A 12,699-nucleotide genomic window follows, 5' to 3' on the forward strand; every position below is an offset into this window, starting at 1 on the left:
GGCGGCGGGTGGATCAGGCTTGCGTGGAAGGCGCGTCGCCGCTGCGCGCGGCTTCCAGCGCGGCGACGCTGCGTTCCAGCGCTTCCAGCTTCTCGCGGGTGCGCAGCAGGACTGCGCGCTGCACGTCGAATTCCTCGCGGGTGACCAGGTCGAGCTTGCCCAGGCCGGCCTGCAGCGCGCTCTTGAAGGTGCTCTGCAGTTCGTCGCGGGATTCGCGCAGGCCTGGCGGTACCAGGTCGCTGAGGCGGCGGGCGAGGTCGTCGAGGTGATTGAGGTCGATCATGGCGATGCTCCGGCAGGGAGCGCCAGACTGCGGCACCCTGCGGTTCGGGGCCATCGGTATCGGGCGCGGCGCGCTGTCGGAAAATTCCGGCGATGGGGCGCGCGATCATTTGAACCCGGCGGCCGGGCATCGCGCAACCGCGCTATCCTGACGCCATTGTGATTGGAGAAAGCCGCATGAAGATGATCATGGCCGTCATCAAGCCGTTCAAGCTCGACGACGTGCGCGAAGCGCTCGCCGCGCAGGGCGTGGCCGGCATCACCGTCACCGAGGTCAAGGGCTTCGGCCGACAGAAGGGCCACACCGAGCTGTACCGCGGCGCCGAGTACGTGGTCGATTTCCTGCCAAAGGTGAAGCTGGAAGTGGCGGTCACCGAGGACCAGGTCGAGCGCGTGCTCGAGGCGATCGTCAAGGCCGCCGGCACCGGCAAGATCGGCGACGGCAAGGTATTCGTGTACGACCTGGGCACGGTGGTGCGGATCCGCACCGGCGAACTGGATGCGGACGCGCTGTAAGGTCTCGGCGCGCGCGCTGCGCGCCCGGCGACAGTGCTGCATCGCGAGAATTCCAACGGTGATGTGCGTGGCAGTGCGATCGCGCATCGCGGATCGATGCGCGTGTAGTTGATGATTCGACGCCGTACTGCGTCGCCGGCACGTCGCCGCTCTACATAGACAAGCTCTCGGTAGAACTCGGCCCATGCTGTTCTCTGCGCCGCGATAGACCTGCTTTCACTCCGCAACATTCGTCCGCCGTAGGGCCACTGCGCCTGCGCGCAACGCAGATGGCTGCATTGGCTTCGCTGACCGCATACTCCTCCACGTTATCGCGCTCCGCGCCGTTGAACGAACGGAGTCCGGTACTGCGCCGGCTTGGGTGAGTGTCGGGGCTGAAGCCCCTCCTACATGTGCACCAGACGAGCATCGAGGCTCCCTGTGGGAGCGACTTCAGTCGCGACGCGCGAAGCGGTGATTTTTCGGCTGCGGATGCGTCGGGACTGAAGTCCCTCCCACAGTGCACCCAGCCGCTTGCCGCAAGGTTCCTGTAGGAGCGGCTTCAGCCGCGACAAACGAGCCGGAACTGCGCCCGCTTCGGCGAATATCCGGGCTGAAGCCCTTCTCGGTCTATAGCCGGGCAGTGATTGGTCAGGGCGATTTGCTCTCCTTGCCGCTGCGGCAGGATCAGCGCTTTCGCGACAATCTGTTGGTCACCGGGTGGCCACTCATACCATTTAAATACCGAATGGGCGCGGGCCTGCTCCGCATTCGGCCTGACGCGAGCCAAGCCCGGAATTCGACAAGCACACTGCCAAAATCCCAACCACGGCCGCGCAGCTTGTCGCGGCCCAGCGACTTGCCTACTCTGTGCCGTAATACCATTCCAATACCGGAGATCCGGAATGACGCGACGCGCTACACGGGCGGGCCTGAGTCTGCTCTCGATGACGGTGGCGCTGGGCCTCGCGCTGGCGGTCCCGGCCACGGCGCAACCGGTCACGCGGCCGGCGCTGTTTCCGAGTCCGGTGTCGATCCGGCTCGATGCCGGCACCGTCGCGCTCGGCCGGAAGGTCGTGCTGGTCGCCGCGCCGGGCGCGGACCAGGCTTCGGTCGCGTTAGTCCGCCGCATTCTGGTGTCGGCGGGGGTCGAGCACATCGCCACCGCATCGCGCCTGCCGGCAACGCTCGAGCAAACGTACATCGTCGTCGGCACCGGCGAGGCGGCGGTCGTCCGCGAGGCGCTGACGCGCAGCAAGGCCGTGCAGGAGACGCGCAAGGAGGGCTACACCCTCGCCAGCGTCGCCAGCGTCGCCACCGGCAAGGGCAGCCTGATCACGCTTGCGGGCCACGACGCCGACGGCCTGTTCCATGCCGCGCAGACCTTGCGTCAGCTTGCCGAACGCCCGGCCATCCCGACGCTGGTCATCCAGGATTATCCGGCGATGGCCATCCGCGGCACGATCGAGGGATTCTACGGGGCGCCATGGTCGATGGCCGATCGCGCCAAGCACATCGATTTCCTCGCCCGCACCAAGGCGAACACCTATATCTACAGCCCGAAGGACGATCCCTATGCGCGCGACCGCTGGCGCGAGGCCTATCCGGCGGCCACGCTGAAAGCGCTGGGCAACTTGGCGGCGACGGCCAGGCGCAACCATGTCGATTTCGTCTACGCGATCTCGCCCGGGCCGTCGGTCTGCTTCTCCGATCCGGCCGATGCCAAGGCGCTGCTCCGCAAGTTCGACGCGTTTCGCGCGCTGGGCGTGCGCAGCTTCTACGTCGCACTCGACGATATCGAATACACCAAGTGGAATTGCGAGCGCGACAAGACCGCCTTCGGCCCGTCGGGCGCGGAAGCGGCAGGCATCGCGCAGTCGCACCTGCTCAACCTGGTGCAGGCGGACCTGGTCGCCCGGCACGCTGCGGCGTCGGAACTGATCATGGTGCCGACCGAGTATTACGACGCCAAGGAAAGCCCGTACAAGGCCGCGTTGCGCCAGCATCTGGATCCGAAGATCGTGGTGCAATGGACCGGCACCGACGTCGTGCCGCCGGCCATTTCCATCCCCGATGCGCGCGCGGCGACCAAGGCGTTCGGGCGCAGGACGCTGCTGTGGGACAACTACCCGGTCAACGATTACGAAACCTCGGCCGGCCGTTTGTTGCTGGCGCCGTATACGCGGCGCGAAGCCGGACTGTCCGCCGAGTTGGCCGGCATCGTCGCCAACCCGATGAACCAGGAAGCGCCGAGCCGCGTCGCGGTGATGGGGCTGACCGCGTTCGCATGGAACGACAAGGACTACGACGCCGAGCGGACCTGGCATGCGGCGGCGCGCGATATGGCGGCGGGCGATGCGCGGGTGACCGCGGCGCTGCTCACCTTCTTCGATACCCAGCACCTGGCGCCGACCTTCGGCAGCCAGCCGTGGCAGGAGCAGGCGCCGCGGCTGAAGGCCGTGCTCGACCGGGTCCGCGAAGCGCTCGCCGGCGGCGACGCCGACGCGCGCGGCCAGGCGCTCGCCGAACTTGCGCGCAGCGCGGACGAGATCGCGGCCGCGCCGGCCGTCATCCGCGCTGGGGTGGCCGATCCCGGCTTCGCCGAACAGTCGCGCCCCTGGCTGGATGCGATGCAGGGTTGGGGGCGCGCGCTGCAGGCGACGGCAGCCGGGCTGCAGGCCGCCGACCGAGGCGACGCCGCGGCGTCGGACTTGTTCGCCGATGCGACCCGGCTCGCCGCCGAGGCCGCGGCGATCCAGTCGATCCCCGGCGCGACGCGCTTCGGCGGGCCGGTCAAGATTGCCGATGGCGTGCTCGATCGCTTCGTGGCCGACGCCCCGACGCTGATCGCGCTGGGCGTGCCGGCTGGGTCCGCTCCGGCGGCCGCGCGCTGACGGCTCGGCGCGCGCCTGCATGGCGCGCGCAGCCCTGCGTGGGCGATGCGGCCGTTTTCAGCGTTGCGTAAACGTCTTGTTGAACAGACCTTCGGCTGGAGGATCGGCGTCCAGCAAGCGCCGACGCAAGCATGCCGACCACGCCAGTCAGGCCACGCGTTGTCGTCGGCATGCGCGACCTCGACCAGACGTTCTCAAGCAGCGGTATAGCCGCGTCCAAGGGTCAGCCAGAAGGCGAGTACGACTAGCGCGCCGATGAGCATGACGGTCCGGCTGGATGGCGGAGGCAAGACCCGGGACGGACGCCGGGAGAACGCGACGAAGAGCAGGCCCAGCGGCGCGAGCAGGCTTTCTTGCGCCGCTTCCTTCAGCGCGGGCAACGCCGCGCCTGGATAGAACAACACGCTGGCGCAAGCCACGCCGCCCGCCGCGCAATACGCGGCGAGCAGTGGCATGCCGTTCGGCAGGCAGGGGCCGACGTTGCGCACGACGAGGCGGTAGAGCCATAGGCCGGCCAGCCCCATGCCCAGGCGCCATGCCCAGGCTGGCTGCAGGACGAGATCGCGTACGACAAAGGCGAGGTCGCCGGTGTCGGTGACCGCGGAGAAGATCAGGTAGCCCGCGCCCCACAGGCCGTTGAACGCGGCGACCAGCGCGAACGCCGTACGTGCGGTGGCCTGCCGGCTATGGCGTGCGGCGAGGGCGAACACCGCGGCGACGCAGAGATTGCTCAGCGGCCCGGCGACATCGACCAGCGGATGGCCCGGCTGGCAGTGGAAGTACACGGAGCTGAGCAGGCTGACGGTGCCGCCCGTGCCCAGGCAGGTCAGGCCGTGGCCGACCGCCTCGTGCGCGATGCACGCGGCGACGAAGGCCATCGCCGCCAACGCGCACAGGGTCCAGAGGCGGGAGAGCTCGGCAGGCATGCGCGACGCTGCAAGGGAGCGGGCCGACAGTATGCCGGCGTCGCGGCTTGCCGACCGTTCGCACGGCAATGCCGCGGCCGGCGGCGTGCGCCGCCGTTGCCGAGCGGCCACAACGCCCCCGGTCCGCGCGACGTGGCCGGCGCCAACTTCGTCGGCGCCGGCCCGGTGATTAGCCGCCCAGCGCCTCGGCCACGAACGGCGGCAACACCTGGGTGCCGGTGTGCAGGTGCGCGCTGTAGTAGCGGGTGGCGAACGGCTTGGCCGCCGCGTCGGCTTCGCGGAAGTCGAAGCCGCCGGACTTGCGCGCCAAGGTCACGCTCCACCAGCCGGTCGGGTAGCACGGCTGCGGGAACGGCACGGTGTGGAAGCTGGCGAAGCCGGCCTTGCCCATCTCCGCGCGCATTTCCTTGATCAGGTCCAGCAGCGCCAGCGGCGATTCGGACTGCTGCACCAGAATGCCGTCGTCCTTCAGCGCCTTGAAGCAGCTGGCGTAGAACGCCTTGTTGAACAGGCCTTCGGCCGGGCCGACCGGGTCGGTGGAATCGACGATGACGATGTCCACGCTGCCGGCCGGGCAGTTGGCCATGTAGGCGATGCCGTCGTCGAACAGCAGCTCGGCGCGCGAGTCGGCGTTGGACTCGCACAACTCCGGGAAGTACTTCTCGGCCATGCGCGTGACCTGCTCGTCGATGTCGCACTGGGTGGCGCTCTCCACGCCCGGGTGCTTGAGCACTTCGCGCAGGGTGCCGCAGTCGCCGCCGCCGATGATCACCACGCGCTTGGGCGCGGCGTGGGTGAACAGCGCCGGGTGGCTGATCATCTCGTGGTAGAAGAAGTTGTCGCGCGTGGTCAGCATCACCGCGCCGTCGATCACCATCAGCTTGCCCCAGTCGGTGGTGTCGTAGATCTCGATCTTCTGGAACGGCGACTGCACCTCGTCCAGCTTGCCGGTGATGCGGTAGCCGATGGCCGAGCCGGTGGGCTGGAAGTGTTCGATGTACCAGTTGTCGTTGGCGCTCATGCAGGGGATTCCTAGGAAAGCAAGAAAGAAGATGGACGCATCCTTCTCCACCGGGAGAAGGCGGCGCGAAGCGCCGGATAAGGGTGGGGCGTAGCCACGTGCAGTCAGCCCACACGCTGCCAGACCCAAATCCTTCGCCGGATGCGGGTCCGGCGCAGCCTCGCGTCCCCGAACCACGCCACGCAGCGCCCGAACCCACCCCGCTCCGCCGGGAGAGGGGCGTCAGGTCGGCGCGGATTGTAACGGAGCCCACGCGTAGCAGGCGTTACAATCCACGCCCCTTTTCCCCGCCGAGCCGCCACGATGAGCGATTGGTCCCTCGACCAAGCCCGCAAGACCTATTCGATCCCGCACTGGGCCGATGGGTATTTCGACGTGGACGCGGCCGGGCGGGTGGTGGTGCGCCCGCAAGGCGCCGACGGCGTGGCGATCGCGCTGCCCGAGGTGGTGGACGCGGCGCGCGCGGCCGGCGCCAAGCTGCCGATGCTGGTGCGCTTCCCGGACATCCTGGGCGAGCGCCTGGGCAAGCTGCAGTCGGCCTTCGCCCAGGCCCAGGCCGACTGGGACTACGCCGGCGGCTACACCGCGGTGTACCCGATCAAGGTCAACCAGCATCGCGGCGTGGCCGGCACCCTGGCCAGCCACCACGGCGAGGGCTTCGGCCTGGAAGCGGGCAGCAAGCCGGAACTGATGGCGGTGCTGGCGCTGTCGCGGCCGGGCGGGCTGATCGTGTGCAACGGCTACAAGGACCGCGAATACATCCGCCTGGCGCTGATCGGGCGCAAGCTCGGCTTGCAGACCTTCATCGTCATCGAGAAGCCGTCGGAGCTGAAGCTGGTGCTGGAGGAAGCGCGCGCGCTGGACGTCAAGCCGGGCCTGGGCGTGCGCATGCGCCTGGCCTCGCTGGGCGCGGGCAAGTGGCAGAACAGCGGCGGCGACAAGGCCAAGTTCGGGCTGTCGCCGCGGCAGGTGTTGGACCTGTGGAAGGCGCTGCGCGACACCGAGTACGCCGAGTCGCTGAACCTGCTGCACTTCCACATGGGCTCGCAGATCTCCAACGTGCGCGACATCGCCAACGGCATGCGCGAGGCCACGCGCTATTTCGTCGAGCTGTCCAAGCTGGGCGCCAAGATCAGCCACGTCGACGTCGGCGGCGGCCTGGGCATCGACTACGAAGGCACCCGTTCGCGCAGCTACTGCTCGATCAACTACGGCCTGCACTCCTACGCCAGCAACATCGTGCAGCCGCTGGCCAACGCCTGCGAGGAACACGGCCTGCCGCCGCCGCGCATCGTCACCGAATGCGGGCGCGCGATGACCGCGCACCACGCGGTGCTGATCGCCAACGTCTCGGAAGTGGAGCAGGCACCGGAAGGGCGCGTGCCCGACGCGCACGCCGACGAGCCGGCGGCGATCCGCCACCTGCGCGAGATCCATGACGAACTGGACGTGCGCCCGGCGGTGGAGCTGTTCCAGGAAGCGCAGCATTTCCATGCCGAAGGCCTGTCCAGCTACGCGCTGGGCCAGATCGACCTGCCGCAGCGCGCGCGCATCGACGACCTGTTCTACGCCATCGCGCACGGCGTGCGCGCGCGCCTGAGCCATGAGGAAAAGAGCCACCGCCCGGTGCTGGACGAGCTCAACGAGCGGCTGGTGGACAAGTATTTCGTCAACTTCAGCGTGTTCGAGTCGATCCCCGACGTGTGGGCGATCGACCAGGTGTTCCCGATCGTGCCGATCGAACGCCTGAACGAAGCGCCGGCGCGGCGCGGGGTGATCTGCGACATGACCTGCGACTCCGACGGCATGGTCAAGACCTACGTCGAGAACGAGAGCCTGGACAGCTCGCTGCCGCTGCACGAACTGCGCGCTGGCGAGAGCTACCGGCTCGGCTTCTTCCTGGTCGGCGCCTACCAGGAGATCCTCGGCGACATCCACAACCTGTTCGGCGACACCGATGCGATCGAGGTCAGCGCCGATGGCGACGGCTACCGCATCGCCCAGCAGCGCCGCGGCGACACCACCGACGTGATGCTGGATTACGTAGGCTATGCACTGGCCGACCTGCGCGCGGCCTACGCCGAGCGCGTGGCTGCCGCGCAGCTGCCGGCCGAGCAGGCGCAGGCCTTGTCGGCGGCGCTGGAAGCTGGGCTGACCGGCTACACCTACCTGTCGGACGAACCGCTGGGCTGAGTGCCTGCATGCGCTCCCTCGCCAATGGGCGGGGCGAGCGCGCTGCCCGGCGGCGTGTCGCGCCGCGTTGTCGAACGCACGCAGGAGCGTATCGAGCACGATCGTCGTTCCAGCGCATCCCGTGCAGACGCCACGCGCTTTTTCATCGCGGCACCTCTCGCGTTCGCCACGGCGGATGGACGCGCGCTGGCACCGGCCCATAAGCTGAGCGCCTCTGCCATCACTCCTTGACGCGATGCGCTACCCCGGATTGGATTTGCTGCGCGCGCTGGCGATCGTGTGGGTGATGCTGTTCCACTCGTTCGTGGTCGGCGGCCTTGGGCCTGACTGGGCCTGGCTGTCGCGCTATGGCTGGATGGGCGTGGACCTGTTCTTCGTGCTCAGCGGCTTGCTGATCGGCGGCCAGGTGCTGGCGCCACTGGCGCGCGGCGAACCGCTGCGTTATGGCGATTTCTACCTGCGCCGCGCGTTCCGCATCCTGCCGGCGTTCGCCGTGGTGCTGGCGCTGTACCTGGCCTGGCCCGGTTTCCGCGAAGCGCCAGGCATCGCGCCGTGGTGGATGTTCGCCAGCTTCACCTTGAACCTGGGCATCGACTACGCCAGCCAGCAGGCGTTCTCGCATGCCTGGTCGCTGTGCGTGGAGGAGCATTTCTACCTGGTGTTCCCGCTGCTGGCGGCGCTGTCGATGCGGCGGCCGTCGGCGCCGCGTTTCGTCGCGGTGTGCGGCGCCGTGGTGCTGGCCGGCATCGCGTTGCGCACGGCGACCTGGCTGCACGACAGCGCGCTCGAGCGCATCGGCGACGGACTGCAACGCAACTGGTTCATCGAGGACATCTACTACCCGACCTGGAACCGGCTCGACGGCTTGCTGGCCGGTGTGGTGCTGGCCGCGATCAAGGTGTTCCGGCCGCAGCGCTGGCAGTGGCTGCAGGCGCGCGCCAACGCACTGCTGCTGGCCGGATTGGCGGTGTGCGCACTGGCGATGTGGCTGTTCCGCGAACGTACCGGCCTGCTCGGCAACGCGATCGGCTGGCCGCTGTTGTCGCTGGGACTGGCGTTGCTGGCGATTGCCGGCGCCTCCACACGCAGTTGGATCGGCCGGCGCGCATTGCCTGGGGTGGGGTGGTTGGCGGCGGTCTCCTACAGCCTGTATCTGTCGCACAAGGCCGTGTTCCATCTCACCCAGAGCTGGTTCGGCGCCGCGCTCGACGGACGCGGTCCGCTCGCGTTCGCGATCTATGCGGCGATGGCGCTGCTGGCCGCCGCGTTGCTGCACTACGCGGTGGAACGGCCGTTCCTGCAGTTGCGCGAGCGCCAACGCGTCCAGCGCCGCATGGAGGCTGGTGCTTGAGCGCCGAGCCGTGCGCGGTCCTAGCGAGGTGGCATCGTGGGCCTCTTTGGAAGCACCGCGAATCGTGTTATTTTCGCCCGCTCATGGAAGAAGGGGATCGAAATGCGGACGAGATGCTATGCCTTGATCGTTGCAGGGTGCTGCGGCCTGGCCGCCGCCGGACAAGGGGGCGCGCAGGTGCGCACGTCTCCCACAGTGGATACCAAGCCGAAAATACGCGAAACCTCGCCAAGAGCCCCTTTCGACAAGCAGGCGGCCGAAGCCGCGCTGGCCAAAGGACGGGCGACGATCGTTGGCGTGGCCTGCGCCTATCACGACAGCCGGATTTTCCTTGCCAATAACCGCAAAGTGATGCTGTTCCCGGCAACGCCGTACTTTGCGGAGTGGGTCGCCATGCGCAAGAAGGCGGACCGCAGCAAGGAGACGGCGCTGATGTCGGACGAGGCCTACAACATGCGCGTGGAAACCCAGACGGACGCCAAGGGGGCATTCCAGTTCACCGAGATGCAGCCAGGTAGTTACTACCTGGTGTTGCCCTTCCAGTTCGATCAGGCCAAGTCGCGCGATGTGTACGCGGGCAGCAGCTACGCCGGTTCGACCGAGGTGGACCACTACGAGCGGCAGGACTATACGGTCGCGCGCGACGACGAGCTTTTCAAAGAAGTGGAAGTCAAGACCGATGGCAGCACGGTCAAAACGGCGATTACCGGCGGCGCCGGCATGCTCAATGGCGGTGGTGGGCTGTTTAGCAAAATGCTGCCATGCAAGTGACGCGCCTGGCGGGATGCAAGCCGGTTTCGCGACCGCCGATGAGGTTCGTTGAAGGTATGGTGCGGCGCTAATTCCGGCGTGTCGTCGGTATTTCGCGGCAGCGGTGCAAGTTTTGCGGTCAACGCCGGCAGGAGCGGAAGTTGGGTCGCGGCACCGTCTGGCACCGGTGACCGGGCGGTGGATTTCCGGCTACAGCCTCAGTTCGAGACCAAGATGGGCTGAGCATGACGGAGCGGGCAGAACATCGTTCGGTCCTTTGCCGCCCAGCGGCCGTTCCTGCGCCTGCGTGAACGCCTGGGGCGCGAGCCCTCCGAAATGCCGGTGGCTGCCTAGGCCATCACTGCCGGAGCGTACTGGCGCGGCAAGCCGGTTGCACGTAGTTCTCCACGTGGCCGCCTCACCCCGGATCGGTGCACGCCACGCGCGCCTCGTGCAAGCGCTGCTGCAGGATCTCCGCCAGGCGCGCCACTGCCGGCGCCGGTTCCGCGTCGGCACGATGCAGGTTCAAGCCCAGCGCCGGCAGCGTCGGCAGGCCGCCGACCCCTGGCGGCAGCAGCGCCAGCGCGTCGGGCAGGCCGGCCGGCGTGCGCAGGGTCAGGCCCAGTCCGGCGCGGACCGCGGCCCAGACGCCGCCCAGGCTGGCGCTGGTGAAGGCGATGCGCCACGGGATGCCGGCGCGGTCCAGCGCCGTGGTCGCCGCAGTGCGCAGCAGGCAGGGCGCCTCCAGCATCACCAGTGGCAATGGCGTATCGCTGCTCCAGCCGCTCGGGTCCGGAAGCGGCGCCTGGGCTGCGGCGATCCAGCGCATCGGCCAGGCCGCCTGCGGTGCGCGATGCGCCGTTGCGGTCCCGGCGTCCCAGACCAGCGCCAGGTCCAATTGGCCCGCTTCGACCCGCGCCAACAACTCCTGATGGCGCGCGATGCGCGCTTCGATGCGCACCTTGGGATGGGCGCGGGCGAAGCGGCCCAGCACGTCGGGCAGCATGTGCTCGCCGAAATCCTCCTGCAGTCCAAGCCGTACCCAGCCCTGCAGGGCTGGCCCGTGCAGCGCACCGGCGGCTTCGTCGTTGAGGTCCAGCAGGCGCCGTGCGTAGGCCAGCAACACCTCGCCCGCGTCGGTCAGCGCCAGTCCGCGGCCGCTGCGGCGCAGCAGCGCGTGGCCGGCCTGCGCTTCCAGTTTCTTCAGCTGCGCGCTGATCGCCGACGTGGAACGCCCGTGTCGGTCTGCCGCCTTGGCGAAGCTGCCCAGTTCGACGCCGGCGACGAAGCTGCGCAGCGCATCGAGATCGAAGTTGACGCGACGCATGCTATCGATCCTGTTTTATCGAAGTTTGGATGCTGAATTTCCCGGTTTTCAGGAACATCTTCGGTGGCTAGGCTGTGCGCAGTCAACCTCCAGCGCGAGACGCCAATGTCCGACCTGCCCCAGCCTGATGCTTCCTTGTTCGGCGATATCGCGCCGAAATTCGCGCAACTGACCGAGGAAGTGCTGTTCGCCGACTTGTGGCAGCGTCCGGCGCTGTCGCCGCGCGAGCGCAGCCTGGTCACGGTGGCGGCGCTGGTGGCGCTGTACCGGCCGCAGCAACTGCCGTTCCACCTGAGCCGCGCGCTGGACAACGGCCTGCGCCGCGACGAACTGGCCGAAGCGATCACCCATCTGGCGTTCTACGCCGGCTGGCCGTGCGCCGCCTCGGCGCTGCCGCTGCTGCGCGACGCCACCGCGTCGGCCGCCTGATTTCCCCAAGCAGGAGACATCCCATGCCCTACGCCCGTATCTCGCTGCATCGCGGCGCCACCCCCGACTATCTGCGCGCCTTGTCCGCCAGCGTCTACCAGGCCATGCACGAGGCCTTCGAGGTGCCGGCCGGCGATTGCTTCCAGGTCATCCACCAGCACGATCCGGGAGAACTGGTGTTCGACCGCCACTATCTCGGCGGACCGCGCTCGGACGCCTTCGTGCTGATTGCGATCACCGCCGGGCGGCCGCGCAGCGAGGCCTGCAAGCGCGCGTTCTACCGGCGCCTGGTGGAACTGCTGGCGATCGCGCCGGGCATCGCGCCGGAAGACGTGATGGTCAACATCGTCACCACGCAGGCGCAGGACTGGTCCTTCGGCGGCGGCCGCGCCGGGATCGTGGCAGCGGAGGCCGATGCATGATCGCCATGCAGTACAGCATTGCGTTGCCGGCCGACTACGACATGGCCATCATCCAGCGCCGCATCGCCGACAAGGGGCCGTTGCTGGACGATCTGCCGGGACTGGTATTCAAGGCCTATCTCAGTGCCGATCGCGGCGATCGCGCACTGTCCAGCCGCAGCAACCTGTATGCGCCGTTCTATCTGTGGCGCGATGCCGAGGCGATGCGCGATTTCCTCGCCGGCGCCGCGTTCCGCGCGCTGACCGCGTCGTTCGGACGGCCTGCGGTGCAGGTGTGGACGGTGTGCGCCACGCATCTGCACGCAGACCTGCGCGGCGCCCGCTACGCCCGGCGCGAGATCGTCGCGATGTCCGATGCCGACGCGCTCGAAACGCTGGGCGAACGCGAGTCAGAGCGGGCGAGGGACGATCTTGCCGCAGGCGCGCTGGCCACGGTGAGCGCCTACGAGCCGCACGGCTGGAACCTGCTGCGCCTGCAGCTCTGGCGCGATCTGCCGCCGCCGTCGCCGGACGTCGGTCAAGCCTATGCCGTCGGCCACGTGTCCATGCCGGCAAGCGGCGGTTGAGGCAACAGCACCCCGGCGTTGCCTGTTTGCTTTTACCATTCCC

The 12,699-nt window shown here is 68.3% G+C and carries 12 protein-coding genes; 8 read left to right on the top strand and 4 right to left on the bottom strand.

Features of this window, described 5'->3' with window-relative positions:
* Positions 1 to 13: 13 nt before the first annotated feature.
* The gene (ubiK, locus tag HEP73_RS02315; protein WP_185821968.1) at positions 14 to 283 is read right to left on the bottom strand and encodes a ubiquinone biosynthesis accessory factor UbiK; all 270 of its coding nucleotides are present in this window, start codon (positions 281 to 283) and stop codon (positions 14 to 16) included.
* Between the two features lie 176 nt (positions 284 to 459).
* Here ubiK and HEP73_RS02320 point away from each other — a divergent pair, with 176 nt between their 5' ends.
* Positions 460 to 798, top strand: a complete 339-nt coding sequence (locus HEP73_RS02320) for a P-II family nitrogen regulator (protein WP_003480503.1) — start codon at positions 460 to 462, stop codon at positions 796 to 798.
* 884 nt (positions 799 to 1,682) lie between these two features.
* Complete coding sequence (locus tag HEP73_RS02330; protein ID WP_185823261.1) at positions 1,683 to 3,671, top strand: beta-N-acetylhexosaminidase family protein; 1,989 nt, start codon at positions 1,683 to 1,685, stop codon at positions 3,669 to 3,671.
* Positions 3,672 to 3,865: 194 nt separating this feature from the next.
* Here the strand turns inward: HEP73_RS02330 and HEP73_RS02335 are convergent, their stop codons facing one another.
* Positions 3,866 to 4,597, bottom strand: coding sequence for a hypothetical protein (locus HEP73_RS02335; RefSeq protein ID WP_185821970.1), 732 nt, complete (start codon positions 4,595 to 4,597; stop codon positions 3,866 to 3,868).
* A gap of 169 nt (positions 4,598 to 4,766) precedes the next feature.
* Positions 4,767 to 5,618, bottom strand: a complete 852-nt coding sequence (gene speE / locus HEP73_RS02340) for a polyamine aminopropyltransferase (RefSeq protein ID WP_185821971.1) — start codon at positions 5,616 to 5,618, stop codon at positions 4,767 to 4,769.
* 303 nt (positions 5,619 to 5,921) lie between these two features.
* Here speE and speA point away from each other — a divergent pair, with 303 nt between their 5' ends.
* From speA to HEP73_RS02355, 3 genes are all read left to right on the top strand, one after another.
* Positions 5,922 to 7,811: an arginine decarboxylase gene (speA, locus tag HEP73_RS02345; RefSeq protein WP_185821972.1), complete on the top strand. Its 1,890-nt coding sequence runs from the start codon at positions 5,922 to 5,924 to the stop codon at positions 7,809 to 7,811.
* 235 nt (positions 7,812 to 8,046) lie between these two features.
* Positions 8,047 to 9,162: an acyltransferase family protein gene (locus tag HEP73_RS02350; RefSeq protein ID WP_185821973.1), complete on the top strand. Its 1,116-nt coding sequence runs from the start codon at positions 8,047 to 8,049 to the stop codon at positions 9,160 to 9,162.
* Positions 9,163 to 9,285: 123 nt separating this feature from the next.
* Positions 9,286 to 9,933 carry a hypothetical protein gene (locus HEP73_RS02355; RefSeq protein WP_185815017.1) on the top strand — a complete coding sequence of 216 codons (648 nt, stop codon included), beginning with the start codon at positions 9,286 to 9,288 and terminating at the stop codon, positions 9,931 to 9,933.
* Between the two features lie 397 nt (positions 9,934 to 10,330).
* On the opposite strand, the gene HEP73_RS02360 is transcribed toward HEP73_RS02355, so the two are convergent.
* Positions 10,331 to 11,239: a LysR substrate-binding domain-containing protein gene (locus HEP73_RS02360; RefSeq protein ID WP_185821974.1), complete on the bottom strand. Its 909-nt coding sequence runs from the start codon at positions 11,237 to 11,239 to the stop codon at positions 10,331 to 10,333.
* Positions 11,240 to 11,344: 105 nt separating this feature from the next.
* Here HEP73_RS02360 and HEP73_RS02365 point away from each other — a divergent pair, with 105 nt between their 5' ends.
* Genes HEP73_RS02365 through HEP73_RS02375 form a run of 3 tightly spaced genes read left to right on the top strand, consistent with a single transcriptional unit; the run spans position 11,345 to position 12,656 of the window.
* Complete coding sequence (locus HEP73_RS02365) at positions 11,345 to 11,668, top strand: carboxymuconolactone decarboxylase family protein (RefSeq protein ID WP_185821975.1); 324 nt, start codon at positions 11,345 to 11,347, stop codon at positions 11,666 to 11,668.
* 23 nt (positions 11,669 to 11,691) lie between these two features.
* Complete coding sequence (locus HEP73_RS02370; RefSeq protein WP_185821976.1) at positions 11,692 to 12,090, top strand: tautomerase family protein; 399 nt, start codon at positions 11,692 to 11,694, stop codon at positions 12,088 to 12,090.
* Positions 12,087 to 12,656, top strand: coding sequence for a DUF4865 family protein (locus HEP73_RS02375; RefSeq protein WP_185821977.1), 570 nt, complete (start codon positions 12,087 to 12,089; stop codon positions 12,654 to 12,656). Before HEP73_RS02370 ends, HEP73_RS02375 begins: the two co-directional genes overlap by 4 nt.
* Positions 12,657 to 12,699 lie beyond the last annotated feature (43 nt).

Origin of the sequence: Xanthomonas sp. GW (assembly GCF_014236815.1) — a bacterium.
GTDB lineage: Bacteria > Pseudomonadota > Gammaproteobacteria > Xanthomonadales > Xanthomonadaceae > Xanthomonas_A.